Raw genomic sequence first — 26,083 nt, forward strand, 5'->3', positions numbered from 1 at the left:
GCCTGACGATCCTTAAAAGCCCGTCGGCTTCTGAAGCCGATTTTTATGTCAGGATCTTCGCCAGGCCGGTAGGCCGTTCACGTCATCCGTTGTTCAGCTATCGCAAAACCTGAAGGGTGAATTGTGGTACTGCAACAACCGCAGGGTCAGGCGTTCAAGGCGTCTGGCCCTGCTTCATATTGCGCATGGTGAGCCGCTATCGCCCAAGCGATACGCGCCAGTTTGTTGGCCAGGGCACAGGCCACCACATTCGAGTGTCGTCGGCGCAGCAGCGCTCGCACCCAGTCGGCCAAAGCCCCCTTCTGATGATCCAGCCTCTGCATGTAAACCCTGGAGCATTGCACCAGCAGTTGCCGCAGGTGCTTGTCACCCCGCTTGCTGATCCCCAACAAATTGGCTTTGCCGCCCGTGCTGTACTGTCGCGGCACCAAGCCCACTGAAGCCGCAAAATCGCGACTGCATCGGTATTGCTTGCCATCGCCCATTTCTACAGCCAGAAGGCTGGCGGTGATCGGACCGACACACGGCATGCTAAGCAAACGGCTCCCCAGATCATCGTCGGCCAGCTGGCAAGCCAGTTGTTTGTCCAGTTCCTTGATCTGTTCATCCAGGTAAACGAAGTGATCGTGCAGGCGTTGCAACAGCACTGTCAGCCGCACAGGCAGCTCATGCTCGGCCAAAACAGCTGCCAAACGCTTCATGATGGCTGAGCCTTTGGGCAGGCTGATGCCAAATTCCAGCAGGAAACCGTGCATCTGATTGGCTGTCTTGGTGCGGTCATGCACCAACGACTCGCGCATGCGATGCAGGACAGACAGGGTTTGCTGAGACTCGGTTTTAGGCGTAACGAAGCGCATGGACGGACGGGAAGCCGCCTCGCAAATGGCCTCTGCGTCGATAAAGTCATTTTTGTTGCCCTTGACGAAAGGGCGGACAAACTGCGGTGAAATCAACTTGGTCGTATGCCCCATCGCCGCAAGCTGACGGGCGATGAAGTGAGAGCCGGCACAGGCTTCCGTTACCACGACGCAGCTCGGCAAGTTGCCGAAGAACCGCATCATCTGCGCTCGCGAGAGCTTTTTGCGAAACACCTCGCGGCCCGATTTGTCTTGGCCCAGAAGGTGGAAATTATGTTTGCCGAGATCGATCCCGATCAGTGCTGACTCGCTCATGATGATGGCCTCCAAAAACAAAACACCCTGCGAAAGCGTAGCCCTCGCAGGGTGTGGGGGTGACCATCTCATTAGCCCGGCGCGGTCACGCCAGGGCCAGGCTTCTTTTATCGGATTCAAGGGGCGGCGGGTTCACGCGGCTTAGCCGGAAATGCACTCTTCACCGGCCTTCTTGACGTCACCCGGACGGATAGGCACGTTGGACATGCTCTCGTAGAGCTTGATGCTGCTGCCACTGGAACGCTCTTCGATCTCGAAAATCGCAGAAGGGTCGGCGGAGAACTTCTGTGGCACGATGACTTGTACCCCCTCCTTATGAGGTTCGATCTGCGGCGGCCGGCGCGTCGTGGACAGTTTACGCACCACACAGGCAGCATATTCCTGTGGTTTCTTCCCGGATATAACCGCCAACGTCGGCGGGGTCTGCTTGATGTCTGCAACCGAAGCACACCCACCTAGCGCCAGGGCCAGAACCAACACACTCCACTTCATAAAAAACCTCCGATAAAGACCCTACGACAGCGGGGATGGTAATTTTCTCCCGCCAAAGTAGGATTTATCCCTGATAACTCGGTAGATAACTGTTTTAAATTGTCAAAGTCGTCGACGACGGCCCGATAATAAACGCGCTGGGGCTGATAAACTCCATCTTAACCTACGTATCGTTCTGATTTTTCAGAAAAAGCCCTTCTGGAGACACCCCCATGAAATTCATCCACCAGCGCGAGCACCTCAACGAAGGAGACATCGTTGTTATCGAATGCTCGCAAACCTGCAACATTCGCCTGATGAGCGACGCCAACTTTCGCAGCTTCAAAAATGGCGGGCGCCACACCTACCACGGCGGCGCTTTCGACAAATTCCCGGCAAAAATCACCGCGCCGAGCACCGGGTTCTGGAACATCACCCTGGACGTCGTGACCCGCCGCGCCATCAGCGTCACCCGTAAACCCACCTTGTCCCACAAGATCCGCATCGTTCGTCGCACCAGCTCCAAACTGAGCTGATCCGGACTCTCGACAGGAAAAAAGCTGTGACCACCACCAAATACGTCATCAAGTACAAGCTCAACGGCGAGCGTCGTTTTGAATTTGCCCAGTTGCACACCAACAGCGTTGAAGAAGCCAAGCAAGCCCTGGCAAAAATTCACAATGCCAACGACGAAATCACCGACATCAATGTGAGCAAGGCGCTGTAAGGACATGACCGGCCCTACCGCTGACCTGTTTGCCGATGATGCGCTGCAACAACCGCAGAAGCGCGAGCAGATTGGCGAACAGTCCTACGTCCTCAGAGGTTATGCCCTGCCCTGGACTGAGCGCCTCCTACCCGAATTGCGCCGTGTACTGGCGCAATCGCCATTTCGCAAGATGGTCACCCCAGGCGGATTTACCATGTCGGCGGCCTTGAGCAGCTGCGGCGAATTGGGCTGGAACACGGATGCCAACGGCTACCGCTACAGCGCGCTGGACCCGCGCAACCAGCAGCCTTGGCCGGCACTGCCCGACGCGATGCGCCAACTGGCGGTGCAGGCGGCCGCGCAAGCCGGGTTCAACGACTTTGTGCCCGACGCCTGCCTGATCAACCGTTACGTGCCAGGGGCAAAGATGTCATTGCATCAGGACAAAAACGAGCGCCGCTACTCGGCGCCCGTCGTGAGTGTGTCCCTGGGGCTACCGGCGATCTTCCTGTTTGGTGGCCATGAACGCAGCGACAAGGCGCAAAAAGTCTCGTTGTTCCACGGCGATGTGGTGGTGTGGGGCGGTGTCGATCGCTTGCGTTTCCATGGGGTGATGCCGATCAAGGATGGCGTGCATCCCATCATGGGCCCGCAACGTATCAACCTGACCTTTCGCACCGCCGGCTGATTTGACCGCAAGCTTCAGAGTGCCAGGCCGAGGCGTCCCGACTAATCTGGCGGTGACCCGTCAGGAGTGCAGGCAATGATCAATCCACAAGACCCCCGCTGGGCAGCCATCCTGGCCCGTGACCCCGAGGCCGACGCGCTGTTTGTCTACGGCGTGAAGACCACCGGCGTGTATTGCCGCCCCAGCAGCGCTTCGCGTTTGCCGCGCCCGGAAAACGTCGAATTCTTTGACACCGCGCAACAGGCCGAAGCGGCAGGCTACCGGCCCAGCAAGCGTGCCGCCGGCGATCAGACGCTACGGGCCGCGCATCACGCCCGCCTGGTGGCCGACGCCTGCCGGCAGATCGAGCAGGCCGACACCGCGCCAGGCCTGCAGCAACTGGCCCAGCACGCCGGGTTGAGCCCCTTTCACTTCCACCGGGTATTCAAGTCCGTCACCGGCCTGACCCCGAAGGGCTACGCCAGCGCCCATCGCTCGCGCAAAATCCGCGATGGGCTCAAGGATCAGCGTTCGGTCACCGACGCCCTGTATGACGCCGGCTTCAACTCCAACAGCCGCTTCTATGAATCGGCCAATCAGTTACTCGGCATGACGCCAAGCGACTACAAGGGCGGCGGCACCAACAACACGATTCGTTTTGCCGTTGGCCAATGTTCGCTGGGCGCGATTCTGGTTGCGCAGAGTCATCGCGGCGTCTGCGCGATCCTGCTGGGCGACGACCCAGACAAGCTGGTACGCGACCTGCAGGATCAATTTCCTAAAGCCGACATCATCGGCGCCGATCGCGATTTCGAACAATTGATCGCGCAAGTAGTGGGTTTTATCGAAGCGCCGGCCCTGGGCCTCGACCTGCCATTGGACCTGCGCGGCACGGCGTTCCAGGAACGGGTATGGCGGGCCTTGCGCGACATTCCGCCGGGCAGTACCGCCAGCTACGCGCAGATCGCCCAGCGGATTGGCGCGCCCCAGTCGTTTCGGGCGGTGGCCCAGGCCTGTGGGGCCAACAGCCTCGCGGTGGCCATTCCCTGCCACCGCGTGGTGCGCAGTGATGGCGAACTGTCGGGCTACCGCTGGGGCGTGGAGCGCAAGCGGCAACTGCTGGAACGGGAAAGCCCGACAAAAGCCTGACGGATGCCGATGTAGGTCAACGCCAGGTCCTGCGCCAGGCAAGCCTCGACCTTGCCGGCCACTTCGCCCCGCAGATCTACGCCATCGACTGATGACCGCGCACGAAATACCCGCTTCGTCCAGTGAATAAAACAGACTGGCCGGGTGCCAAGGGCCCTGCTAAAACAGCGCACAGTCTTACTAACGCTGGAGACGCATCCTATGAGCACCTGGCCAGACACCCGTATTCTCGACCTGTTGGGCATTGACGTGCCCATCATCCAGGCACCCATGGCCGGTGCCACCACCCCGGCCATGGTCATTGCCGCCAACCAAGCCGGTGCGCTGGGCTCGATGCCTGCCGCGGCGCTGAGCACCGAGCAACTGCGCGAAGCTTTGGCCACTATCCGGCAGGGCAGCACGCGGCCGATCAACGTGAACTTTTTCTGCCATCAGCCGCCATTGGTCGACGACGAGCGTGACCGTCAATGGAAGCATCTGCTGGAACCCTACTACCGCGAACTGGGCGCCGACTTCGATGCGCCGACTCCCGTGTCCAACCGTGCGCCGTTCGACGACGCGGCGTGCCAGGTCGTGGAAGCATTTCGCCCCGAGGTGGTGAGTTTTCACTTCGGCCTGCCGGAAAAAGCGTTGCTTGACCGGGTAAAAGCCACGGGGGCCAAGGTGCTTTCCTCGGCCACCACCGTCGAAGAAGCCGTGTGGCTGGAACAGCAGGGCTGCGATGCAATCATTGCCATGGGCCTTGAAGCGGGCGGGCACCGTGGGATTTTCCTGAGCGACGACCTCAACACCCAGATTGGCTTGATGGCACTGGTGCCGCAGATTGTCGATGCGGTCAGCGTGCCGGTGATTGCGGCCGGGGGTATTGGTGACGCGCGTGGCATTGTGGCGGCGTTCGCCCTGGGTGCTTCTGCCGTGCAAATGGGCACCGCCTACCTGTTCACGCCCGAAGCGAACGTCAGTGCGTCCCACCATTATGCGTTACGTCATGCCCAGGCCAGCGAAACTGCACTGACCAACTTGTTCACCGGCCGACCGGCGCGTGGCATTGTCAACCGCGTCATGCGTGAACTGGGGGCGATCAACCCGCTGGCTCCGGCGTTTCCGCGGGCTGGTGGGGCCTTGATGCCACTCAAGGCCAAGGACGAAGCGGGCTTCAGCAACCTGTGGTCAGGCCAAGCGCTGCGGCTGGGCAAGGATATCGGAACCTTTGAGCTGACCCGCGAACTGGCCAGGCAAACCCTGGCGAAGCTTAAGTAGAAGCAGGCCTGTGGCAACTTTGCACTGTACCGGCAATGGCCAACCGCTATATATTCCCATACATAGCGGTTAAGCCTTCAACCTATAACAAGCCGTACACGTCCCAAGGAGCTGCTTCATGATGATTCGCGCCGCACGCCTGGCCCCAACCGCCCTGGCCACCCTGATGGCTGCCTTCGCCGTGGGTTCGGCCCATGCCGATGAAGTGCAGGTGGCCGTGGCCGCCAACTTCACCGCACCGATCCAGGCAATTGCCGCTGACTTCGAAAAAGACACTGGCCATAAACTGGTCGCGGCCTATGGCGCCACCGGGCAGTTCTACACCCAGATCAAGAACGGCGCGCCGTTCGAGGTGTTCCTGAGCGCCGACGACACCACCCCGAAAAAACTCGAAGACGAAGGCGCCACCGTCAAGGGCTCGCGCTTCACCTACGCGGTGGGCACCCTGGCGCTGTGGTCGGCCAAAGCAGGCTATGTGGACGCCAAGGGCGAGGTCCTGAACAAGAACGACTTCAAGCACCTCTCCATTGCCAACCCGAAAGCCGCGCCGTACGGCCTCGCTGCCACCCAGGTGCTGGCCAAAGAAGGCTTGACCGAGAAGGTCAAGGACAAGATCGTTGAAGGCCAAAACATCACCCAGGCCTACCAGTTTGTCTCCACCGGCAACGCCGAGCTGGGATTCGTCGCCTTGTCGCAGATCTATAAAGACGGCAAAGTCACCAGCGGGTCGGCGTGGATTGTCCCCGCGTCGCTGCACGACCCAATCAAGCAGGACGCGGTGATCCTCAACAAAGGCAAAGACAGCGTCGCAGCCAAGGCACTGGTGGAGTACCTGAAAGGGCCAAAAGCCGCTGCCGTTATCAAATCCTACGGTTATGAGCTCTAAATGCCACTTTCGAGTGCCGATTTTTCCGCTATCTGGTTGACCATCAAGCTGGCCTCACTGACCACCGTGATCCTGCTGGTCATCGGCACTCCGATTGCCCTGTGGCTGTCGCGCACCCGCTCCTGGTGGCGCGGCCCCATTGGTGCGATCGTCGCCCTGCCGCTGGTGCTGCCGCCCACGGTCATTGGCTTCTACCTGCTGTTAACCATGGGGCCCAATGGCTATTTCGGCCAGTTCACCCAATGGCTGGGCCTGGGCACCCTGACCTTCAGTTTCGCCGGGTTGGTGATCGGTTCAGTGATCTATTCCATGCCGTTTGTGGTGCAGCCGTTGCAAAACGCCTTCTCCGCCATCGGCACACGCCCGCTGGAAGTGGCTGCGACCTTGCGCGCCAATCCCTGGGACACGTTTTTCACGGTGATCCTGCCCCTGGCACGCCCAGGATTCATCACCGCGTCGATTCTCGGTTTTGCCCATACCGTCGGTGAGTTCGGCGTGGTGCTGATGATCGGCGGCAATATCCCGGACAAGACCCGGGTGGTCTCAGTGCAGATCTACGACCATGTCGAAGCGATGGAGTATGCCCAGGCCCATTGGCTGGCCGGTTCCATGGTGATCTTCGCGTTCCTTGTATTGCTGGCGCTCTACTCCAGCCGTAAAACCAAGATGGGCTGGAGTTGATGTCGATGATTAATGTGCGCCTGCATCTCAAGTACGCCGCGTTTGCGCTGGAGGTGGACCTGCATTTGCCCGGTCGCGGCGTGACAGCCCTGTACGGGCATTCGGGTTCCGGCAAGACCACCTGCCTGCGTTGCATCGCCGGGCTGGAGCGCGCCAAGGACGGGTTTGTCCAGGTCAACGATGAAATCTGGCAGGACAGCCGCAGCGGGCTGTTCGTGCCGCCGCATAAGCGCGCGCTGGGTTATGTGTTCCAGGAGGCGAGCCTGTTTGCGCATTTGTCCGTGCGGGCCAACCTGGAGTTCGGCCTCAAGCGCATCCCTCGCCAGGCACGGCGCGTTGACATGGCCCAGGCCACGGACTTATTGGGTATCGGGCATTTGCTCGAACGTCATCCCCAGCACCTGTCCGGGGGGGAACGCCAGCGCATTGGCATCGCCCGGGCATTACTGACCAGCCCCAAGTTACTGCTGATGGATGAACCGCTCGCGGCGCTCGACAGCAAACGCAAGGGCGAGATCCTGCCGTACCTGGAGCGCCTGCATGACGAACTGGATATCCCGGTGCTCTATGTCAGCCACGCCCAGGACGAGGTGGCACGCCTGGCCGATCACATCGTATTACTCAGCGAAGGCAAAGCCTTGGCCAGTGGCCCCATCGGTGAAACCCTGGCTCGCCTGGACTTGCCCCTGGCGTTGGGCGACGACGCCGGCGTGGTGATCAGCGGCACCGTCAGCGCCTACGATGAGCATTACCAATTGCTCACCCTGCAATTGCCCGGCAGCGCCTTGCGCATGCGTGTGGCCCATGCGCCGCTCGCACTGGGCAAGGCCCTGCGGATCAAGGTGCAGGCGCGGGATGTCAGCCTCAGCCTGCAAGGCGAAGAACCCAGCAGCATCCTCAACCGCCTGCCGGTGACGGTTACCCAGGAAATTTCAGCGGATAACAGCGCCCACGTGTTGGTGCGCCTGGATGCTGGCGGCACGCCGTTGCTGGCGCGGATCACCCGTTTCTCCCGCGACCAATTGCAACTGCACCCTGGGCAGATGCTATGGGCGCAGATCAAGGCGGTTGCCGTATTGGCATGACAAACCTTTTTGGCACGACCGCAAAACCCTGCGGTCAATCAGACATACCGGCCTGACTGATTGCCAAGGACCCTGCGCCATGCCCGATTCTGCGTTGCCCGCCGACCTGCCCCACGACCTGCATTATGTTGATGACACGCAGCCAGGCATTCGCCGTAAAAAGCTGCGTGGCAAATTCCAGTACTTTGATCCCCAGGGCAAGCGCATCACCGATCCCGAAGACATCAAGCGCCTGAACGCCCTGGCCGTACCGCCCGCCTATACCGATGTATGGATCTGCGCCGACCCGCGCGGCCATCTGCAAGCCACCGGCCGCGACGCGCGTGGACGCAAGCAGTACCGCTACCACGCACGCTGGCGTGAAGTGCGCGACACTGACAAATACGCACGCCTGCAAGCGTTCGGCGAAGCCCTGCCCAAACTGCGCAAGCAGCTGCAAGCGCAACTCGCCGAACCGGGGTTCACTCGGGAAAAGGTGCTGGCCACCGTGGTCATGCTGCTGGATGCCACATTGATTCGGGTCGGCAACACCCAATACGCCCGTGCCAACAAATCCTACGGGCTGACCACCCTGCGCAACCGGCATGTGGACATCAAGGGCAGCGAGATCCAGTTCCAGTTTCGCGGCAAGAGTGGTGTCGAGCATCAAGTCAGCGTCAAGGACCGACGCCTGGCCAGCGTGGTCAAGCGCTGCCTGGAGTTGCCGGGGCAGAACCTGTTCCAGTACCTGGACGAAGACGGTGAACGCCGCACTGTCAGCTCCCATGACGTCAACGCTTACCTGCACAGCCTCACCGGCGCCGACTTCACCGCCAAGGACTACCGCACCTGGGCCGGCACCGCCATGGCGCTGGCGGTCCTGCGCGAACTGGAGTGGCAACCGGAGTCCGACGCCAAACGCCATGTGGTGGCGATGGTCAAGGACGTCGCCAAGCAACTGGGCAACACGCCGGCGGTATGCCGCAAGTGTTATATCCACCCGGCGGTGCTTGAGCATTTCAGCCTCGGCCAGCTATCGAAACTGCCCAGGCCGCGGGTACGCAAGGGCCTGAAAGCCGAAGAAGTCGCGCTGGCGATGTTCCTGGAACAACTGGCTGCCGACTTGCCGGACAAGGCCAAGGTAGGCTAGCCTCTGCCTCCCTTCCAACTCATGGGACGACCGCCGACGTGAATCACTAAGCCTTCCAAAATGTATCTGCAACGAGCCGCCTGGCGCGCTTGTTGGCCTGTCGACATTTTTTTGGAGGTGCTGATGACTGACGTCAACCGGCTGCCCGTGCTTGTATCCCTGCAACACCTGTCCTTCCAGTTCGCCCATGGCGAAACCTTGCTGGAAGACCTGAACCTGTCCATCGATCACACCTCCACCGGGATAGTCGGCCGAAATGGCTGCGGCAAAAGCATCCTGGCGCAATTGATCGCCGGGGTTCTGCGCCCCTCCTCCGGGACACTCAAGGCATACGCCAGCGTGGCCTACGTCCCGCAGGCCCTGGCCATCCAGGCCGGAACAACCGTGGCCGATGTCACGGGCACCGCTCCAGTATTGGCCGCGCTTGCACGCATGACCCAAGGCCAGGGGCAAAGCGATGACCTGGAACTGATTGACGAGCGCTGGGGCCTTGCCGAACGCCTGCGTACAGCCCTGGATGCAGCCGGACTGCACGGCCTCGACTTCAACGCCGCAGCGGATCGACTCAGCGGTGGCCAGTTGGCCAGAGTCGCGGTGATCGGCGCCCTCCTGGCGGCGCCGCAGTTGCTGGTACTGGACGAACCGACCAACCACCTCGACAGCGCCGGTCGCGAGTGGCTGCTGCAAGCGCTGCACGACTGGCGCGGCGGCCTGGTGGTGGTCAGCCATGATCGGCAACTGCTCGACAGCCTGGGCCGCATCATCGAACTGTCGCCCCTCGGCGCTCGTGTGTATGGCGGCAATTACCAGGCCTATCGTAAACAGCGCGACACCGAGCAACACGCCGCCGTCTCGGCCTGGGAACACGCCCGCCTGGAACGCAGCCGCGAGCGTCGACGCCTGCAAAATGACCATGACAGCCTGCAGCGCAGCGCCGCCCGTTCACGCAAGCATGCCGAGACCGCCAACGTCGACCGCTTCACCAAGGCCCGCTGGAAAGGCGCGGCGACGCAAATCGTCAGCACGCTGCGCAGTGCCCATCAGGCCTGCAAGAACGAGCTGGATGCGCAGGTGCGCCACGCCTACGAACGGGTGGCGCAACAGACACCAACGTTGCTGGCCTTGCCGGATTCGGCAGTCCCCAATGGCCGGCAAGTCGTGGCCCTGGTCGAGGCCCGCCTGCCGTGGGTGGATCAGCCGGCGATCACGTTCAGCCTGGCGGGCCCCGTGCGCGTCGCCGTGCGCGGGCCGAACGGTTGCGGTAAATCCACCTTGCTCAAGCTGCTGGCGGCTCAATGGCAGCCGGTCAGTGGCGAATGCTCAGTGCCGGTCCCGTGTGCCTACATCGATCAGCACCTGGCATTGCTGGACGACCAGCGCTCCATCATCGAGCAACTCAACCTGCTCGACACACCGCTGGCGGAAGCCGACGTGCGCGCCCGCCTAGCCCTGCTGCAACTGGATGCAGTGCGGGTGACACGACCGACGGGGCAACTCAGCGGCGGCGAACGCTTGAAGGCCGCGATGGCGGTCGCCCTGTGGCGGCAAGTCCCGGCGCAACTGCTGTTATTGGACGAGCCGACCAATCACCTGGACCTGGAGTCGGTGCTCGCCTTCGAACAGGCGTTGAAAGGTTTTAATGGGGCGATCGTCGCGGTGTCACACGACGCAGCCTTTCTGCAGGCCATCGAGCCCACCCACTACTTGACCTGGCGAAACGAGGGTTGGCGACTGGAGGGTGTCTGAGATCATTGCGCGGACGCACAAAGCGTCCTACGGTAGTGGCCGGATAATCTCACCGAGGAACCCGGCCCCATGCTGCCTTCATCCCGCAAGCCTTACACCAACGCCGCACTCGCTCACCGAGAGCGATGGCGCGGCCGAGTCGGCTTGATGCTGGTCGCCAGCCTTTCGGTGCTGGCGGGTATGACGGACGCCATTGGCTTCATGGCCAGCGGCGACTTTGTTTCGTTCATGAGCGGTAACACCACGCGCCTGGCGGTAGCGATCAGCGAGGGTGACCTCGGCCTGACCGGGCGCCTGCTGTTGCTGGTTGCTACCTTTATCGCTGGCAACGCGTTGGGGGTGGTCGTCAGTCGCGTCAGTCAACGCCATGCCCTGCCTTTGCTGTTGTGCATCGCGGCCCTGCTCTGCGGCGGTGCGCTATGGCCGTTTGCGGAAATGTTGCCGGCGTTGCTGGCGGCGATCGTGGCCATGGGCATGCTCAATGCGGCGGTCGAGGAGGTCAACGGCTTGCCGGTGGGTCTCACCTATGTCACCGGGGCGCTTTCACGCTTCGGGCGCGGGCTGGGCCGCTGGATGATGGGAGAACGGCGCAGTGGCTGGCGCGTGCAATTGATCCCGTGGACGGGGATGTTTGTCGGCGCGGTGCTCGGGGCGCTGCTGGAGCACCAGCTGGGCCTGCGTGCGCTGTTGATCAGCGGTGCCCTGGCGGCATTCCTGGGGGTGGTGACGTTGAAGATCCCCCGCCGCTGGCACCTGGGCTATATGCCTCGTTGAAGGGACGCGCCGATGCAAAGGGTGCCCGCCCGACGTTGGGCCTCGACATCCGTGTACTGGTAAAGAGCCATCACGTCGAGCGAGCGAGTGAATCATAAGGCAATGCCCAGTGGCTGTCCCGCCGGGCATTTCCGAAAACGGCTAAGGCAACGGATTACAGACAGGTCGCGAGAGCGGCCAACCGGCGCTTGGCTGGCATATCGTCCTGGGCGGCGAAGTAATTGATGGTGGAGCCGGCACCGGCAGTGCGCACATCCACAAAGTAATCGCCGCCGGTGGTGTAGACCGTGAAACCTCCGGCCTCGGTCGGCTCCTTGAACCCGCCGGCATCGACGCCGAACACGCTCTCGTCCTGCCAGCCGAACTGGATGCATTGAGCAACCACCAGGGCGGCCTTGTCCGAAGCCAGGGTCTTGTAGGGTGTACCGGCGCGCGCCGTGTTCATCTTCGAACCTGCGCAACCGCCGAGCATCGCCAGCACCAATGCGCCCACTACTACCTTCCGCATGCCATTGCCTCCTTGAAAAAAACGCGACTCTACCATTAGCAGGCGACACCCAAGGATTATTACGTCACCCTGTCGCCTACTTGCGAGTTCGCTTCTACCTGGAAAACCGATGACACCCAACGCCGAACACTACAACCCGTCCACCGATTACGCCGACAAGCTGATCAGCCGCATCGGCCAGACACCCACCTGGATCGCCAAGCGCATTGGTGTCACCGACAAGCGCATTCGCTACATTCTCGATGGCGAGCGCACGGTCAAAGGCGAAAGCACGCCAATCCAGATGACTTACACCGAGCAATTCGCCCTGGAGTGCCTGGCTGCCGAGGCGCAGTCCAGGAAGAAATGACCAGGCGCCGGCTTTAGCCTCAAGCGCCGTCGCAGCCCCGCCCAGGGCTGCTTTGCTGTCAGCCGTATGAATTTAGTTTCACTGTAAAGGAAGACCGTGCCACCCATACTGGCCAAGCTCATTTTTAGAAGTCTCCCTTCTGCCCGCCCTCCCGCGGGCTAATGAGATGGTCACCCCCACACCCTGCGAGGGCTACGCTTTCGCAGGGTGTTTTGTTTTTGGAGGCCATCATCATGAGCGAGTCAGCACTGATCGGGATCGATCTCGGCAAACATAATTTCCACCTTCTGGGCCAAGACAAATCGGGCCGCGAGGTGTTTCGCAAAAAGCTCTCGCGAGCGCAGATGATGCGGTTCTTCGGCAACTTGCCGAGCTGCGTCGTGGTAACGGAAGCCTGTGCCGGCTCTCACTTCATCGCCCGTCAGCTTGCGGCGATGGGGCATACGACCAAGTTGATTTCACCGCAGTTTGTCCGCCCTTTCGTCAAGGGCAACAAAAATGACTTTATCGACGCAGAGGCCATTTGCGAGGCGGCTTCCCGTCCGTCCATGCGCTTCGTTACGCCTAAAACCGAGTCTCAGCAAACCCTGTCTGTCCTGCATCGCATGCGCGAGTCGTTGGTGCATGACCGCACCAAGACAGCCAATCAGATGCACGGTTTCCTGCTGGAATTTGGCATCAGCCTGCCCAAAGGCTCAGCCATCATGAAGCGTTTGGCAGCTGTTTTGGCCGAGCATGAGCTGCCTGTGCGGCTGACAGTGCTGTTGCAACGCCTGCACGATCACTTCGTTTACCTGGATGAACAGATCAAGGAACTGGACAAACAACTGGCTTGCCAGCTGGCCGACGATGATCTGGGGAGCCGTTTGCTTAGCATGCCGTGTGTCGGTCCGATCACCGCCAGCCTTCTGGCTGTAGAAATGGGCGATGGCAAGCAATACCGATGCAGTCGCGATTTTGCGGCTTCAGTGGGCTTGGTGCCGCGACAGTACAGCACGGGCGGCAAAGCCAATTTGTTGGGGATCAGCAAGCGGGGTGACAAGCACCTGCGGCAACTGCTGGTGCAATGCTCCAGGGTTTACATGCAGAGGCTGGATCATCAGAAGGGGGCTTTGGCCGACTGGGTGCGAGCGCTGCTGCGCCGACGACACTCGAATGTGGTGGCCTGTGCCCTGGCCAACAAACTGGCGCGTATCGCTTGGGCGATAGCGGCTCACCATGCGCAATATGAAGCAGGGCCAGACGCCTTGAACGCCTGACCCTGCGGTTGTTGCAGTACCACAATTCACCCTTCAGGTTTTGCGATAGCTGAACAACGGATGACGTGAACGGCCTACCGGCCTGGCGAAGATCCTGACATAAAAATCGGCTTCAGAAGCCGACGGGCTTTTAAGGATCGTCAGGCGCGACTCTCATCGTGGCGCTGGGGCAAGCCCCAAACAGACGCCGGATAGATTTAAGCAAGCCAACCACATCGCCCGTTAATCAGTATTGCAAAAATGGGGGGGACCATAGATTTTTTTGCCTGCGTATCAGAGCCACCAGCGAAACAGATAGAACAACGCCATGCTCAGCAGCACCGTGAGCAGCACGTTACGCGTCCAGAACATCAGTGCGACCGCGCAGACTCCGGCCAACAGGTAAGGATTGGCCGGGCTCAGGTTGAGTTGGTGGTCGGCGAGGAAAATAATCGGCCCGCAGATCGCCGTGAGCATGCCCGGCACGGCAAAACCGAGAAACTCCCGTGCGCCACGGTTGAGCCGTACTGGCAGCCGCGGCTCGAGAAACAGGTAGCGGTTGAGAAACACCACCAGCCCCATCGCCACAATCATGAGGTAGATCATCGCTGCCCTACCCCCAATCGCTTGCAGGCAAACCCTGCACTCATACCCAACACACCGGAAACCACCACCGCCGACTCCCAGTGCAAGTAACTCAGCCACACCGAGCACAGCAGCGCAACCGCGACACACACCACCGTCGGCACGTCACGAACCACCGGTGTAATCAAGGCGATGAAGGTGGCGGCGATAGAAAATTCGAGCCCGAGCTGATCAAGCCCGGGAATGCTCTTGCCGAGCACGATGCCGACCAGGGTGAATAGGTTCCAGACGATATAGAACGTCAGGCCCACCCCCAGGGCGTACCAGCGGTTGAACGTCTCACGGTCATAGTGGTTGACCAGCGCGAAGAACTCATCGGTCAGCAAAAAACCCAGGCTCATGCGCCAGCGCGTGTTCAGCGCGGATAACGTCGGGCGCATGTGCATGCCGTAGAGCAAATGCTGGGAGGTCAGCAACAGCGTCGTCAGCACGATCGACACCAGGCTGGCGCCGCTCTTGACCATACCGATGGCCACCAACTGCGCGGCCCCCGCAAAGACAATGGCGGATAAACCCTGGGCTTGCAGCGGCGTAAATTGCGCATCAATGGCCATGGAACCGGCGAGCAGTCCCCACGGCGCACAGGCCAGGGATAACGGAATGACGGCGATCGCGCCACGGGCGAACGCGTAATGAGGCAAGGCAGTAGGCATGAAGGCAGCTCATCGACAGACAGTCGACAAGCATGCCAGCGTACTAATCAGGTTGTCTTGAACGATATTGCACGGGCCCCGCCGTCCTTGCCTCTACGGCGGCCCTAGAGTGCCGGCATCGACGCTGCGGCCACAGCCTGTTTAGGGTTTTCCGACCGTGGAGGAAAATGCACAGGTTCATAACTGAAATTTTTGTATTTTTCGTAATCCTTACTGTCAACGTCGGAAGCATAGGGATTTTTTTTGATCACTCGATGCCGGCGCTCGGCAGGCAGTACATCATCGAACTGCACTAATTTTTTGCTTCGATCCGACGATGCAAAAACAGCCTCGATATCGTCCAGCGTGAACTCAGCATTGACTCTGTTTGCATAAGCCTTAACCGGAACCCCGACGTTCGCCTGAAACTGCGCAGCAAAAGAACGCTCTCCGCCGGCCCCCGAATGGCACATCAACAAACGTATATTTGCGTATTTATCGGTGGGCACGTTGTTATCCCACAGCATCTCCGTCAACTCGTCGGCGTCATAACTCACGTCATTGAGCACCATATTCGCCACCGGCTCTGCGCCGTCGTCTGCGAGCATGCCATGGGCCACGATATTCAGTCGCTCCGCTCCATTATAAGTGTCCACAAAGGTAAAAATCAGGTCGTTTAATTTATTCAGGTCCCTGGGCTGCTCATTCAGCTTGATACGTTTGGCGTCCTCCGAAGGGTGCGATTCATCAAGGCGTACCCGTTTATTATCGCTGGTGGATGGCGCATCCCCGGACAACTCGACAACATCGGTGGTCTGCGCGACTTCATCGCTGTCAAATACCGCCTCGAACGCCAAGAGTTTCTTGTTCTCGCCAGCCGCTTTTTCAATCGCATCCGGTAACTTTCCAAGGCCGCTGACGGAAAGGCCAGGCAAGCGCGCAGAAGCATGAAAAACGCTCGGCACGGCATTGAGCAGACCGAACACTGTGCGATCCGTGGCCGTTGATTTGCCATGCACCGCATCATCAATACCTACGCCGATTTCAGTGGCTCCAGCGGCGACGTAAACGGCCTCAGCGGCAATCGCTACTTCTGGAACGACCATTGCCAGTGGCGTCAGCATGAGCGCGGCCGTGGTCGCGGCCTCGGCAAGCGTGGTCAGCCGGCGCTTGAGCACATCGGCGTTGGTGACAATCTCATGGTCGGCGTCTGCATAGGAGCGTGCCTTTTGTCGCAGCGTCATGGCGCGGAACGGATCATCGCTCACAGGTTCTGTGGTGATATAGGCCTGCGGGTCCCATCCATTGGGTGCTTCAAACCCCCACTTATTGGGCGTTTTTGCCTCGGACCAGCCGCCCAGCCCCTTAAGCGCTTGTTTGACACCGTCCGAAAACACCTTGTCGTCTTGATCGTTTTCTTTGAAATGCGTACTCAACTGCACTCGTTTGTTCGGATCGGCCGCCTGATCCGCCAACCAGCCTTTCATCTGCGCAACGCTGTCAAATCGATGAATCGGTGAGGAGTTTCCGGGGATATACAGCAGCGTGTGATTGATTTTCTGGCCTTTGCCATTCATGCGCGGGCGCTTGTCAGTGACGTAGACGAGATCGGTGGAAGGACTGCCGTCAATGGACAACAGGCCGGTTTCAAGCGTGGCGTCCTGGCGAAACGGCGCCTTCAGGTCAGCCGCCGTCATATCGCTCAGACGGCTGCCGACACCAAACCCTGCGGCGCGCATGGCGAGGCTTGCTTCATAGTTACTGAGGCTGCCTTCTTTATGCTGGATCTGTGCCGCCGCGGCAAAAGCAAACTTGCTGCATTGCGTATATTTATCTTCATGGGCAGGCCAAAACTTATCCAGGTGGGCCTTGTAGGGCTCACTGAGTTCGGTCTGCCGCAACAAGTCCCGGAATGCCTGCGGCGTATGGTGCAGCGTTTCATTCGCATGATAAGTGTGCTGAGCGTTGGGATCGAACAGCGGAATAATATATTCGTGAGCGCCCGCGTAATCCGCAACATGCTGGCGCTGCTGGATGGCCATCGCCAACGGCGAATTCTCTTCTACCAGGTCGATAACTTTACGCCACCATGGCTTTTGCACCTTGGCCGTTTCATCGTCCGGATTTTTGTCGCGCATGTTTGTAAGGGCAGCCTCTGTCAGCGTGATGCTGTTCAGTAACTTACCCCCCGCCGGCTTGGGCTGACCGAGGTGATAATTGAACGTTGCGATACGCGCGACATCGGGGTCTATCTCTATTTTCCACTGACTCTTGAGTGCGGCCGCGATAAGAGCCGAAGTGTTTTGTGCGGGGGTAAGAAAACTCGACGTTATCGCCTTCACATAATCCCTGAGTTCAGGCGTAACAAGGGGAGATTGCAAGCGGACGGTTTTTTTAACACCTTCAGTACGGGGTATCGAACCTGATGCAGGCCCTGGCGGTTGTTGCGCAGGGCTGTTGACTTCGTTGCGACGCACCGTTGCGTCAAAATACGAGCCTATGACTCTCGGCGGTATCATATTAGGGCCTCAGGTTGTCAGGTCTATGATTGCTTCCTGACCCTGAGTAGAGATTCCCCCTTCAGGCGTTCCTTTGAGTTGTTTTCCTCATGTGATCGTCGGCTCAAGCCAGTCTGACCGATACCTGCTCCACCGAATCCCGCGCTTCACGCAGTTCGTGGGCGTCCTGGTTGAGCCGATGGATCGTATTGAGCAGGCGCTGGCGCAGCACTTCATCGCTGAGTTTTTCGACCGCGCGCATCAGGTCGAATGCCGCGGTTTCGTTATTTTCCGCGACGGAATCCAGGGTCTTGCGCAGGTTGCGAGTGGCACGGGTCACGCGAGGTATTCCTTCATCGGCAATAGCAGGCACTTTAGGACATTCATGTTTCATTTTAATTTCAAACACTTGTGGCGCATTTGCGCTGACTTGATCCATATCAATCGAAACAGGATTTGACTGAAACATATGGAAATACGTATATTCGTATATCCATATATATGTGCATCAGTCATGTCGGATCTTTTCTCCCCTCCAGCCCTGTTCAAATGCCTCGCCGACCCAACCCGGGTGCGCTTGACGCTGTTGATCCTGCGCGAAGGCGAACTTTGTGTGTGCGAATTGATCCATGCCTTGGACGACAGCCAGCCAAAGATCTCCCGCCACCTGGCGCAACTGCGCAGTGGCGGGCTGCTGCTGGATCGTCGCCAAGGGCAATGGATTTATTACCGCATCAATCCGGCACTGCCCGACTGGGTGCGTCACGTGCTGGACACCACCTTGCAAGCCAATCAGCCATGGTTGCAAAACGACGCGCTGCGTCTTGATGCAATGGGCGACAGACCACAACGGGCCGGCACCTGCTGCTGAGCCATCGGAGCTTTTATTCATGCTTGTCGCTAGTGCGATTTTCCTGTTCACCATCATTCTGGTCATCTGGCAGCCCAAGGGCCTGGGCGTCGGCTGGAGCGCCAGCCTGGGCGCGATCCTGGCCCTGGCGTGTGGCGTTATCAGCCTGACGGACATCCCGGTGGTGTGGCACATCATCTGGAATGCCACCGGCACCTTTGTCGCCTTGATCATCATCAGCCTGTTGCTGGACGAAGCCGGCTTCTTTGCCTGGGCCGCCCTGCACGTGGCGCGTTGGGGACGCGGCCGGGGCCGTCGGTTGTTCGCCTATATGGTGCTGCTGGGGGCGCTGGTCTCGGCGCTGTTTGCCAATGACGGCGCCGCATTGATCCTCACCCCTATCGTGATGTCGATGCTGCTGGCCCTGCGTTTTTCCCCTGCCGCGACCCTGGCATTTGTCATGGGCGCTGGGTTTATCGCCGACACCGCCAGCCTGCCGCTGGTGGTCTCCAACCTGGTGAACATTGTTTCGGCAGACTATTTCAAGATCGGCTTCAACGAATACGCGGCAGTCATGGTGCCGGTGAACCTGGTCAGCGTCGCCGCGACCCTCGCGGTGCTGTTGTGGTTTTTCCGTCGCGATATTCCCGGTACCTACGACCCGGCCGACCTGGCAGACCCCGCCAGTGCGATCCATGACCGCGCCACCTTTCGCGCCGGTTGGTGGGTGCTGGGCATCCTGCTGGTGGGCTGTTTTGCCCTGGAGCCGCTGGGCATTCCCATCAGCGCGATTTCCGCGGTGTGCGCCGTGCTGCTGTTGGTGATCGCAGCCAAAGGCCACAAGATCTCCACACGCAAAGTGCTCAAGGAAGCCCCCTGGCAGATCGTGGTCTTTTCCCTGGGTATGTACCTGGTGGTCTATGGCCTGCGTAACGCCGGCTTGACCACCTACCTGGCGACCTGGCTCGACAGCTTCGCCACCTATGGCGTATGGGGCGCGGCGATGGGCACCGGGGTGCTCACCGCACTGCTGTCGTCAGCGATGAACAACCTGCCGACCGTATTGATCGGTGCGCTGTCCATCGAGTCCAGCCATGCCGTGGGCGTGGTCAAGGACGCGATGATCTACGCCAACGTCATCGGCAGCGACCTGGGTCCGAAAATCACCCCTATCGGCAGCCTGGCCACGTTGCTGTGGCTGCATATCCTGGCGCGCAAGGGCATCAACATTACCTGGGGCTACTACTTCAAGGTCGGCATCGTACTGACCTTGCCGGTGCTGCTGATCACCCTCGCCGCCCTCGCCTTGCGCCTCACGTTCTGAAGGAACTCTGTGATGAAAGTCCTGTTCATGTGCACCGCCAATAGCTGCCGCAGCATCCTGTCAGAAGCCATGTTCAACCACCTTGCGCCGCCCGGTTTCGTGGCGATCAGCTCCGGCAGCTTCCCCAAGGGCCAGGTCCTGCCCCGTAGCCTGAGCACGTTGCAGGCGGCGGGCATCAGTACCGAGGGTTTGTACAGCAAGGGCAATGACGCCTTTGAAGGCAGCCCGCCAGACGTGGTGATCACGGTCTGCGACAAGGCCGCCGGCGAAGCCTGCCCGGTGTATTTCGGGCCTGCGCTGAAGGCGCACTGGGGGCTGGAAGACCCCTCGGATGTGCAAGGTGACGAGGCACTTGTCGATGCAGCATTCAAGGCCACGCTGGAGACCATCGAGACCCGCTGTCGTGCCTTTTTCGCCCTGCCGTTCGACCGCCTCAGCGCCGCTGAGCTGAAGGCTGAACTCGAGCGCATTGCGCTGTTATAACCGGAGAGCGTCATGACCACCCTGCCCAACCTGGACACCCGCCTCGCACCGCCCCGGCAGACCGGGCTGGCTCACCCTCCGCGTATCCTGCTGCTCTATGGCTCCAACCGACCCCGCTCGTTCAGCCGGTTGCTGGTTGAGGAGTGCGCGCGCTTGCTGCGCCACTTCGGCGCCGACACGCAAATCTTCAACCCCAGCGGCTTGCCATTGCCTGACGATGCACCCAACGACCACCCCAAGGTTCAAGAGCTGTTGGCGCTGATGCAGTGGTCGGAAGGCCAGGTCTGGTGCTCTCCCGAACGCCACGGTTCGATGTCGGCAGTGTTCAAGGCGCAGATCGACTGGGTGCCGCTGGCCCTCGGTGCCGTTCGCCCGACCCAGGGCAAGACGCTGGCGGTGATGCAAGTCTCCGGGGGCTCTCAATCCTTTAACACGGTGAACCAGCTTCGCGTGCTGGGCCGTTGGATGCGCATGTTCACTATCCCCAACCAATCCTCGGTGCCCAAGGCGTTCATGGAGTTCGATGAGCACGACCGCATGAAGCCGTCGGCCCTCTATGACCGCGTCGTGGATGTGATGGAAGAACTGGTCAAGTTCACCGTACTGCTGCGTGAACGCCCGGACCTCGTGGACCGTTACTCGGAGCGCAAGGAAAGCGCCGATGAGCTGTCACAACGTGTCAATCAACGGTCGATCTGAGCCCCTGTGCCAGCGTATGCTCGTGCCCAATCTCTTACCGAGTCGAGTCGATGAGCGTCATGCAACACGCCTGGTTGGGCAACTACGAAGTCAGTTCCACGTCCTGCACCGGCCTGACGTTTGCCCGCCACAGCCATGATGAATGCGTGATCGGCGTGAACCTGGTGGGCGAAGAAAAAGTCTGGCTGGACCGCCGTGAGTTCGAGGCCGGCCCGGGCAGCATTACCTTGTACAACCCAGGGCAGATTCAAGGCGGCGGTGCGGCGGACGGGGCGCCCTGGCAGTTCGTCAGCCTGTACGCCACGGCCGATCAACTGGCGGCTGACCTGGGGCTGGCGCACATGGAGTTCGATCGTTCGCTGTGCTTTCAGCCCGACCTTGCGCAACGATTGGCCGGCGCGGTGAAAGCGGCTTTAAGCGATGACACCCTGGTCCGTGAACTGCAAGAAGAAGCGCTGGTGCTGATGCTGGGGGAAGTGGTCAACGCCAGTGGCGTGCGCCTGCCCGGCAGCACGACACTCGGCCACAACCTGATCGGTCGCGCCCAGGAAGTGCTCGCCGCACAACTGCATCGCTCAGTGTCCCTGGACCTCCTCGGGGATGAGCTGGGCCTGTCCAAATTCCACCTGCTGCGCGCCTTCCAGAAAGAAACCGGGCTCAGCCCCCGGCAATGGGCCATGCAACTGCGCACTCGGCGGGCCAAAGGTCTATTGCGCAACGGCGTGGCGGCCTGCGAGGTCGCCCATCACGTGGGGTTCGCCGACCAAAGCCACCTCAACCGGCATTTCCGCGCGGCCTACGGCATGACGCCGGGGCACTACCAACGCCTCCTGAATCGCTGAACAGCGCAATCTGGTTCAAGACGGCCCCCCGCACACCCCCTCACACTGCCCACCCACATTTGAAGGAACGCGGGCATGCTGACGATCTTTTTCTACGCACTGGTATTCGGTTTTGTGTTTTGCCTTTCTCCCGGCGCGGTATTGGCAGAGACCTTGCGCCGCGGGTTGCTCCACGGCTTCATGCCGGCGCTGCTGGTACAGATAGGTTCACTGGTGGGCGATGCCGTGTGGGCGGTGATCGGCCTGACGGGTATTGCCCTGTTGATCCAGCATGATGCGGTGCGCGTACCGCTGACGATTATCTGCGCGCTGTACCTGGCCTGGCTCGGCATACGCAGCCTGATCGATGCCTGGCACCTGCCCGAAGCAGACAGCGCACCAGCCCGCTCCGGGCCCAATGCGTTGGCCGTGGGCGCGGCGATTTCCCTGGCCAACCCGAAGAACATTGTTTACTGGGGGGCGCTGGGCAGCGCCTTGTCGGGCATCGTCGGGGCCACGCCCAGCCATGGGCAAACGCTGATGTTTTTTGCAGGGTTCATGCTGGCTTCGGTGCTGTCGTGTTTTCTGATTGCGGCGCTGGTGAATCTGTTGCGCCAGAACGCCTCACCGACCTGGCAACGTATCAGTTACGGCGCCTGCGGTTTGGTATTGATCTACCTGGCGGCTTTGGCCGCACGCGGTATATGAAGTTATATATCCAGCAACTTCCGAGCGCGGCTTGCCTGAATGAACTCTGAACGCCGGATACTTTGATTAATTATGCGTTGACATTTTGTAACTGCCTAAGTAGATTGCCCCTGCCCGCAACTGGGGCCTTTTTTAAACCTCACAAAAGAAGCCAATGGACACAGTATCTAGTCGCTGTCCGAGCACCGCGAACGCGGGCATCGGGCGCCCAACCCAGAATATGACAGGACTCGCCTCCCCGGTCCGGTAAGCTGCGCTAGAGCTTGATGCTCCACCGTAACTGCCTCACCGGTCGCCCGTCCGGTCCCGAGGTGTGTTATGACCTTCCAACTCATTGCTCTACCCGATGCACGCATGCTGGCCGCGGCCTTGCGCGCCAAGCTATGCCGTGGGCCCGCGGGCGTTTGCCCTGCCCGCCCTGCCCGCCCTGCCTGTACCACCGCCTCCCCCCCGGTGCGCCCGGCTCACCCGCTGGCGCGCTGGCGTATCTGCCCAGCCAGCGGCCAACGCGTGCTGCACTGGGATCACGCCGACCCGCTGGACCCTCAGAGACCTCTCGTTTCCAGCCTGGCTCAAGCCAGCCTGATGCTCGATCTTTACCTGAGCACTCGCGCTGCCTGAACCGTTTGGAAACAGCAACTTCCTGATTAATAACCTGGTGTTCTTTATGAACAAGCCCAGTCGTAACCCGCTGCGCGTTAGTTAACTAACGCGCTATTGGCGGGCGCAGTAAAAGTTATATCGAGACCTTATTTAAACCGATCGCGAAGTTAGCGACTCGGCATGCTTTCGCTCGCCTGTCATCAGGCCAGTAACGGGTATGTTTTGTCGAGAATTGGCGACAGGAGCACACACCATGAGCGCCGTAAAAAACGCCCCATTGAAGCAAAAAGCGCGCAGCGACGCCGACACCAAACTGTCGATGCGTGCCGCCCGCGAAGCCCACAACGGCCTGTCGGCCACCCTGGCCAACGTACGCGCCACCCAGGATGGCCTGACCGAACTCGACGCCGCCGCGCGTCTGCAACGCGAAGGCTATAACGAAGTCGCCCACGACAAGCCGCCTCACGCCATCGTCCAGTTCCTGCAGGCATTGAACAACCCGTTTATCTACGTACTGCTGACCTTGGGCGCCATCAGCTTCTTCACCGACTGCTGGTTGCCGATGCAGGCAGGAGAAGAGGTCGACCCGACCAAAGTCATCATTATCATGACCATGGTCCTGCTCAGCAGCTTGCTGCGTTTCTGGCAGGAACACCGGTCGGCCAAATCCGCCGAGGCCCTCAAAGCCATGGTGCGCACCACCGCGACGGTGCTGCGCCGCGAACAAGTGGGCAGCCAGCCAACCCTGCGCGAAGTGCCGATGCGCGACCTGGTGGCCGGCGACATTGTGCAACTGTCGGCGGGCGACATGATTCCGGCCGACATCCGCCTGATCGAATCCCGCGACCTGTTTATCAGCCAGGCCGTGCTGACCGGTGAAGCCTTGCCGGTGGAGAAGTACGACACGCTGGGGGATGTGACGCAAAAGTCCGCCCACTCCCCGGCCGCTGACCAGGGCAATTTGCTGGACCTTCCGAACATCTGCTTCATGGGCACCAACGTGGTCAGCGGCCGGGCCAAAGCCGTCGTCGTGGCCACCGGCGCGCGCACCTACTTTGGCTCCCTGGCCAAGGCCATCGTCGGCTCGCGGGTGCAAACCGCCTTTGATCGCGGGGTGAACAGCGTCAGCTGGCTGCTGATTCGCTTTATGTTGGTGATGGTGCCGATCGTGTTCTTCCTCAACGGTTTCTCCAAGGGTGACTGGGGCGATGCCTTCCTGTTTGCCCTGGCGGTCGCGGTGGGCCTCACCCCCGAAATGCTGCCGATGATCGTCAGCGCCAACCTGGCCAAGGGCGCCACGGCGATGGCCAAGCGCAAAGTGGTGGTCAAGCGCCTCAACGCAATCCAGAACTTCGGCTCGATGGATGTGCTGTGCACCGACAAGACCGGCACCCTGACCCAGGACAAGATCATCCTCGAGCACCACGTCAACGCTTTCGGCCAGCGGGATGACGCGGTGTTGTCCCTGGCCTGGCTCAACAGCCATCACCAGAGCGGCATGAAGAACCTGATGGACCAGGCCGTGGTGCAGTTCTCGGAACAGAACCCGAAGTTCCAGCAGCCCTTTGCCTACAGCAAGGTCGATGAATTACCGTTCGATTTTGTCCGCCGTCGCCTGTCGATCGTGGTCAAGGACACCGCCGCCGACCACTTGCTGGTGTGCAAAGGTGCCGTGGAAGAAATGCTCGGCATTTCCACCCATGTGATGGAAGGCGGGGCCGCCGTGCCATTGGATGAGCGTCGCCGTACTGAACTGCTGGCGCTTGCCAACGACTATAACGAGGACGGTTTCCGCGTCCTGGTGGTGGCGACGCGTAATATTCCCAAGGCCTTGGCCCGCCAGCAGTACACCACGGCCGATGAGCGCAATCTGGTGATCCAGGGGTTCCTGACCTTCCTCGATCCACCCAAGGAAACCGCAGGCCCGGCGATTGCCGCACTGCAACAAATTGGCGTGGCGGTGAAAGTGCTGACCGGCGACAACGCGGTGGTCACCAGCAAGATCTGCCGCCAGGTCGGCCTCGAGCCTGGCGAGCCGCTGCTGGGCATGGACATCGAAGCGATGGACGACGCCACCCTGCAACGCCGCGTGGAAGAACGCACGGTGTTCGCCAAGCTGACACCGCTGCAGAAATCACGGGTGCTCAAGGCGCTGCAAGCCAACGGCCACACCGTGGGTTTCCTGGGGGACGGCATCAATGATGCGCCGGCCCTGCGCGATGCCGACGTGGGCATCTCGGTGGACAGCGGCACGGACATCGCCAAGGAATCGGCCGACATCATCCTCCTGGAAAAAAGCCTGATGGTGCTGGAAGAAGGCGTGCTCAAGGGCCGCGAAACCTTCGGCAATATCATGAAGTACCTGAACATGACCGCCAGTTCCAACTTCGGCAACGTGTTCTCGGTGCTGGTGGCCAGTGCGTTCATCCCGTTCCTGCCGATGCTGTCGATCCACCTGCTGCTGCAAAACCTGATGTACGACATCTCCCAGTTGGCCCTGCCGTGGGACAAGATGGACAAGGAATACCTGGCCAAGCCCCGCAAGTGGGACGCGAAGAACATTGGCCGCTTCATGATCTGGATCGGGCCGACCTCGTCGATCTTCGACATCACCACCTTCGCGCTGATGTGGTACGTGTTCGCCGCCAACAGTGTGGAAATGCAGACCTTGTTCCAGTCCGGCTGGTTTATCGAGGGCCTGCTCTCACAAACCCTGGTGGTGCATATGTTGCGCACCCGCAAGATCCCGTTCTTCCAGAGCACCGCCGCCTGGCCGGTACTGCTGATGACCGGCGTGGTCATCGCCCTGGGCATCTACGTGCCGTTCTCGCCGCTGGGCACACTGGTGGGCCTGCAACCGCTGCCGCTGGCGTACTTCCCCTGGCTGGTGGGCACCCTGCTCGCCTACTGCTGCGTGGCTCAACTGATGAAGACGATCTACATCCGCCGCTTCAAGCAGTGGTACTGATCCCCCGCCGTTTAACCGGTGGCGGTCG

At 60.4% G+C, this 26,083-nt stretch carries 28 protein-coding genes; 21 read left to right on the top strand and 7 right to left on the bottom strand.

Going from position 1 to position 26,083, the window contains the following annotated elements:
• Positions 1 to 146: 146 nt before the first annotated feature.
• Together AB7933_RS18380 and AB7933_RS18385 are read right to left on the bottom strand one after the other, a co-directional pair.
• The gene (locus AB7933_RS18380) at positions 147 to 1,172 is read right to left on the bottom strand and encodes an IS110 family transposase (protein WP_024074122.1); all 1,026 of its coding nucleotides are present in this window, start codon (positions 1,170 to 1,172) and stop codon (positions 147 to 149) included.
• Positions 1,173 to 1,313: 141 nt separating this feature from the next.
• A complete protein-coding gene (locus tag AB7933_RS18385; protein WP_024075645.1) occupies positions 1,314 to 1,664 on the bottom strand; it encodes a hypothetical protein in 351 nt (116 codons plus the stop codon).
• A 212-nt stretch (positions 1,665 to 1,876) separates the two neighbouring features.
• On the opposite strand from AB7933_RS18385, the gene AB7933_RS18390 reads away from it, so the two are divergent.
• The 11 genes from AB7933_RS18390 (at position 1,877) to AB7933_RS18440 (ending at position 11,729) form a co-directional block, all read left to right on the top strand.
• On the top strand, positions 1,877 to 2,179 hold the full coding sequence (locus AB7933_RS18390; RefSeq protein WP_024075646.1) for a DUF1883 domain-containing protein: 303 nt from the start codon (positions 1,877 to 1,879) through the stop codon (positions 2,177 to 2,179).
• A 26-nt stretch (positions 2,180 to 2,205) separates the two neighbouring features.
• Complete coding sequence (locus tag AB7933_RS18395) at positions 2,206 to 2,370, top strand: hypothetical protein (RefSeq protein WP_024075647.1); 165 nt, start codon at positions 2,206 to 2,208, stop codon at positions 2,368 to 2,370.
• Positions 2,371 to 2,374: 4 nt separating this feature from the next.
• The gene (gene alkB / locus AB7933_RS18400) at positions 2,375 to 3,040 is read left to right on the top strand and encodes a DNA oxidative demethylase AlkB (protein WP_024075648.1); all 666 of its coding nucleotides are present in this window, start codon (positions 2,375 to 2,377) and stop codon (positions 3,038 to 3,040) included.
• A 75-nt stretch (positions 3,041 to 3,115) separates the two neighbouring features.
• A complete protein-coding gene (ada, locus tag AB7933_RS18405) occupies positions 3,116 to 4,168 on the top strand; it encodes a bifunctional DNA-binding transcriptional regulator/O6-methylguanine-DNA methyltransferase Ada (protein ID WP_024075649.1) in 1,053 nt (350 codons plus the stop codon).
• Between the two features lie 201 nt (positions 4,169 to 4,369).
• Complete coding sequence (locus AB7933_RS18410) at positions 4,370 to 5,428, top strand: NAD(P)H-dependent flavin oxidoreductase (protein ID WP_024075650.1); 1,059 nt, start codon at positions 4,370 to 4,372, stop codon at positions 5,426 to 5,428.
• A 166-nt stretch (positions 5,429 to 5,594) separates the two neighbouring features.
• The gene (gene modA, locus AB7933_RS18415; RefSeq protein WP_370531124.1) at positions 5,595 to 6,314 is read left to right on the top strand and encodes a molybdate ABC transporter substrate-binding protein; all 720 of its coding nucleotides are present in this window, start codon (positions 5,595 to 5,597) and stop codon (positions 6,312 to 6,314) included.
• Positions 6,315 to 6,995: a molybdate ABC transporter permease subunit gene (modB, locus tag AB7933_RS18420; RefSeq protein ID WP_024075652.1), complete on the top strand. Its 681-nt coding sequence runs from the start codon at positions 6,315 to 6,317 to the stop codon at positions 6,993 to 6,995. It begins immediately after the preceding gene.
• Positions 6,995 to 8,080 carry a molybdenum ABC transporter ATP-binding protein gene (gene modC, locus AB7933_RS18425; protein WP_024075653.1) on the top strand — a complete coding sequence of 362 codons (1,086 nt, stop codon included), beginning with the start codon at positions 6,995 to 6,997 and terminating at the stop codon, positions 8,078 to 8,080. Before modB ends, modC begins: the two co-directional genes overlap by 1 nt.
• Positions 8,081 to 8,159: 79 nt before the next feature.
• Positions 8,160 to 9,209, top strand: a complete 1,050-nt coding sequence (locus tag AB7933_RS18430; protein WP_024075654.1) for a DNA topoisomerase IB — start codon at positions 8,160 to 8,162, stop codon at positions 9,207 to 9,209.
• Between the two features lie 123 nt (positions 9,210 to 9,332).
• Positions 9,333 to 10,955, top strand: a complete 1,623-nt coding sequence (locus AB7933_RS18435) for an ABC-F family ATP-binding cassette domain-containing protein (RefSeq protein WP_024075655.1) — start codon at positions 9,333 to 9,335, stop codon at positions 10,953 to 10,955.
• A 69-nt stretch (positions 10,956 to 11,024) separates the two neighbouring features.
• Positions 11,025 to 11,729 (top strand): YoaK family protein, encoded by a 705-nt coding sequence (locus AB7933_RS18440; protein WP_024075656.1) that lies wholly within the window; start codon positions 11,025 to 11,027, stop codon positions 11,727 to 11,729.
• Positions 11,730 to 11,883: 154 nt separating this feature from the next.
• On the opposite strand, the gene AB7933_RS18445 is transcribed toward AB7933_RS18440, so the two are convergent.
• The gene (locus AB7933_RS18445) at positions 11,884 to 12,237 is read right to left on the bottom strand and encodes a hypothetical protein (protein WP_024075657.1); all 354 of its coding nucleotides are present in this window, start codon (positions 12,235 to 12,237) and stop codon (positions 11,884 to 11,886) included.
• A 109-nt stretch (positions 12,238 to 12,346) separates the two neighbouring features.
• Here AB7933_RS18445 and AB7933_RS18450 point away from each other — a divergent pair, with 109 nt between their 5' ends.
• Both AB7933_RS18450 and AB7933_RS18455 read left to right on the top strand, forming a co-directional pair.
• Positions 12,347 to 12,586, top strand: coding sequence for a hypothetical protein (locus AB7933_RS18450; protein ID WP_024075658.1), 240 nt, complete (start codon positions 12,347 to 12,349; stop codon positions 12,584 to 12,586).
• A gap of 233 nt (positions 12,587 to 12,819) precedes the next feature.
• Positions 12,820 to 13,845 (top strand): IS110 family transposase, encoded by a 1,026-nt coding sequence (locus tag AB7933_RS18455; RefSeq protein ID WP_024074122.1) that lies wholly within the window; start codon positions 12,820 to 12,822, stop codon positions 13,843 to 13,845.
• 273 nt (positions 13,846 to 14,118) lie between these two features.
• Here AB7933_RS18455 and AB7933_RS18460 read toward each other — a convergent pair whose 3' ends face one another.
• The 4 genes from AB7933_RS18460 to AB7933_RS18475 all read right to left on the bottom strand — a co-directional run bounded on the left by AB7933_RS18460 (position 14,119) and on the right by AB7933_RS18475 (position 17,939).
• Positions 14,119 to 14,430, bottom strand: a complete 312-nt coding sequence (locus tag AB7933_RS18460; protein WP_024075659.1) for an AzlD domain-containing protein — start codon at positions 14,428 to 14,430, stop codon at positions 14,119 to 14,121.
• Positions 14,427 to 15,122, bottom strand: a complete 696-nt coding sequence (locus tag AB7933_RS18465; protein ID WP_024075660.1) for an AzlC family ABC transporter permease — start codon at positions 15,120 to 15,122, stop codon at positions 14,427 to 14,429. The genes AB7933_RS18460 and AB7933_RS18465 overlap by 4 nt, the downstream gene beginning before the upstream one ends.
• A 104-nt stretch (positions 15,123 to 15,226) precedes the next feature.
• Entirely contained in the window at positions 15,227 to 17,578 is a 2,352-nt protein-coding gene (locus AB7933_RS18470) for a dermonecrotic toxin domain-containing protein (RefSeq protein ID WP_143036945.1), read from the bottom strand.
• 145 nt (positions 17,579 to 17,723) lie between these two features.
• Positions 17,724 to 17,939: a hypothetical protein gene (locus AB7933_RS18475; protein WP_024075662.1), complete on the bottom strand. Its 216-nt coding sequence runs from the start codon at positions 17,937 to 17,939 to the stop codon at positions 17,724 to 17,726.
• 174 nt (positions 17,940 to 18,113) lie between these two features.
• Between AB7933_RS18475 and AB7933_RS18480 the strand changes: the two genes are divergently transcribed.
• The 8 genes from AB7933_RS18480 (at position 18,114) to mgtA (ending at position 26,055) form a co-directional block, all read left to right on the top strand.
• Positions 18,114 to 18,470 (top strand): metalloregulator ArsR/SmtB family transcription factor, encoded by a 357-nt coding sequence (locus tag AB7933_RS18480; protein WP_024075663.1) that lies wholly within the window; start codon positions 18,114 to 18,116, stop codon positions 18,468 to 18,470.
• Between the two features lie 19 nt (positions 18,471 to 18,489).
• Complete coding sequence (locus AB7933_RS18485) at positions 18,490 to 19,773, top strand: arsenic transporter (RefSeq protein ID WP_024075664.1); 1,284 nt, start codon at positions 18,490 to 18,492, stop codon at positions 19,771 to 19,773.
• A 12-nt stretch (positions 19,774 to 19,785) separates the two neighbouring features.
• The gene (locus tag AB7933_RS18490) at positions 19,786 to 20,256 is read left to right on the top strand and encodes an arsenate reductase ArsC (RefSeq protein WP_024075665.1); all 471 of its coding nucleotides are present in this window, start codon (positions 19,786 to 19,788) and stop codon (positions 20,254 to 20,256) included.
• Between the two features lie 12 nt (positions 20,257 to 20,268).
• A complete protein-coding gene (gene arsH, locus AB7933_RS18495) occupies positions 20,269 to 20,955 on the top strand; it encodes an arsenical resistance protein ArsH (RefSeq protein WP_024075666.1) in 687 nt (228 codons plus the stop codon).
• Between the two features lie 50 nt (positions 20,956 to 21,005).
• Positions 21,006 to 21,797, top strand: a complete 792-nt coding sequence (locus AB7933_RS18500) for a helix-turn-helix transcriptional regulator (protein WP_024075667.1) — start codon at positions 21,006 to 21,008, stop codon at positions 21,795 to 21,797.
• 75 nt (positions 21,798 to 21,872) lie between these two features.
• A complete protein-coding gene (locus AB7933_RS18505) occupies positions 21,873 to 22,484 on the top strand; it encodes a LysE family transporter (protein WP_024075668.1) in 612 nt (203 codons plus the stop codon).
• 318 nt (positions 22,485 to 22,802) lie between these two features.
• Positions 22,803 to 23,105: a hypothetical protein gene (locus AB7933_RS18510; protein ID WP_024075669.1), complete on the top strand. Its 303-nt coding sequence runs from the start codon at positions 22,803 to 22,805 to the stop codon at positions 23,103 to 23,105.
• Positions 23,106 to 23,340: 235 nt separating this feature from the next.
• Positions 23,341 to 26,055 (top strand): magnesium-translocating P-type ATPase, encoded by a 2,715-nt coding sequence (gene mgtA, locus AB7933_RS18515; RefSeq protein WP_041160946.1) that lies wholly within the window; start codon positions 23,341 to 23,343, stop codon positions 26,053 to 26,055.
• Positions 26,056 to 26,083 lie beyond the last annotated feature (28 nt).

The organism is Pseudomonas gorinensis (genome assembly GCF_042015035.1).
GTDB lineage: Bacteria > Pseudomonadota > Gammaproteobacteria > Pseudomonadales > Pseudomonadaceae > Aquipseudomonas > Aquipseudomonas gorinensis.

Bases quoted from the DNA above. Each gene is read 5' to 3' on its own strand.
- modC (WP_024075653.1), top strand. From the start codon at position 6,995: ATGTCGATGATTAATGTGCGCCTGCATCTCAAGTACGCCGCGTTTGCG.
- AB7933_RS18430 (WP_024075654.1), top strand. From the start codon at position 8,160: ATGCCCGATTCTGCGTTGCCCGCCGACCTGCCCCACGACCTGCATTAT.
- AB7933_RS18490 (WP_024075665.1), top strand. From the start codon at position 19,786: ATGAAAGTCCTGTTCATGTGCACCGCCAATAGCTGCCGCAGCATCCTG.
- mgtA (WP_041160946.1), top strand. From the start codon at position 23,341: ATGAGCGCCGTAAAAAACGCCCCATTGAAGCAAAAAGCGCGCAGCGAC.
- AB7933_RS18445 (WP_024075657.1), bottom strand. From the start codon at position 12,237: ATGCGGAAGGTAGTAGTGGGCGCATTGGTGCTGGCGATGCTCGGCGGT.
- AB7933_RS18485 (WP_024075664.1), top strand. From the start codon at position 18,490: ATGCTTGTCGCTAGTGCGATTTTCCTGTTCACCATCATTCTGGTCATC.
- AB7933_RS18435 (WP_024075655.1), top strand. From the start codon at position 9,333: ATGACTGACGTCAACCGGCTGCCCGTGCTTGTATCCCTGCAACACCTG.
- AB7933_RS18455 (WP_024074122.1), top strand. From the start codon at position 12,820: ATGAGCGAGTCAGCACTGATCGGGATCGATCTCGGCAAACATAATTTC.
- AB7933_RS18380 (WP_024074122.1), bottom strand. From the start codon at position 1,172: ATGAGCGAGTCAGCACTGATCGGGATCGATCTCGGCAAACATAATTTC.
- alkB (WP_024075648.1), top strand. From the start codon at position 2,375: ATGACCGGCCCTACCGCTGACCTGTTTGCCGATGATGCGCTGCAACAA.
- AB7933_RS18505 (WP_024075668.1), top strand. From the start codon at position 21,873: ATGCTGACGATCTTTTTCTACGCACTGGTATTCGGTTTTGTGTTTTGC.
- arsH (WP_024075666.1), top strand. From the start codon at position 20,269: ATGACCACCCTGCCCAACCTGGACACCCGCCTCGCACCGCCCCGGCAG.
- AB7933_RS18500 (WP_024075667.1), top strand. From the start codon at position 21,006: ATGAGCGTCATGCAACACGCCTGGTTGGGCAACTACGAAGTCAGTTCC.
- AB7933_RS18385 (WP_024075645.1), bottom strand. From the start codon at position 1,664: ATGAAGTGGAGTGTGTTGGTTCTGGCCCTGGCGCTAGGTGGGTGTGCT.
- AB7933_RS18440 (WP_024075656.1), top strand. From the start codon at position 11,025: ATGCTGCCTTCATCCCGCAAGCCTTACACCAACGCCGCACTCGCTCAC.
- modB (WP_024075652.1), top strand. From the start codon at position 6,315: ATGCCACTTTCGAGTGCCGATTTTTCCGCTATCTGGTTGACCATCAAG.
- modA (WP_370531124.1), top strand. From the start codon at position 5,595: ATGGCTGCCTTCGCCGTGGGTTCGGCCCATGCCGATGAAGTGCAGGTG.
- AB7933_RS18410 (WP_024075650.1), top strand. From the start codon at position 4,370: ATGAGCACCTGGCCAGACACCCGTATTCTCGACCTGTTGGGCATTGAC.
- AB7933_RS18465 (WP_024075660.1), bottom strand. From the start codon at position 15,122: ATGCCTACTGCCTTGCCTCATTACGCGTTCGCCCGTGGCGCGATCGCC.
- ada (WP_024075649.1), top strand. From the start codon at position 3,116: ATGATCAATCCACAAGACCCCCGCTGGGCAGCCATCCTGGCCCGTGAC.
- AB7933_RS18460 (WP_024075659.1), bottom strand. From the start codon at position 14,430: ATGATCTACCTCATGATTGTGGCGATGGGGCTGGTGGTGTTTCTCAAC.
- AB7933_RS18450 (WP_024075658.1), top strand. From the start codon at position 12,347: ATGACACCCAACGCCGAACACTACAACCCGTCCACCGATTACGCCGAC.
- AB7933_RS18480 (WP_024075663.1), top strand. From the start codon at position 18,114: ATGTCGGATCTTTTCTCCCCTCCAGCCCTGTTCAAATGCCTCGCCGAC.
- AB7933_RS18390 (WP_024075646.1), top strand. From the start codon at position 1,877: ATGAAATTCATCCACCAGCGCGAGCACCTCAACGAAGGAGACATCGTT.
- AB7933_RS18510 (WP_024075669.1), top strand. From the start codon at position 22,803: ATGACCTTCCAACTCATTGCTCTACCCGATGCACGCATGCTGGCCGCG.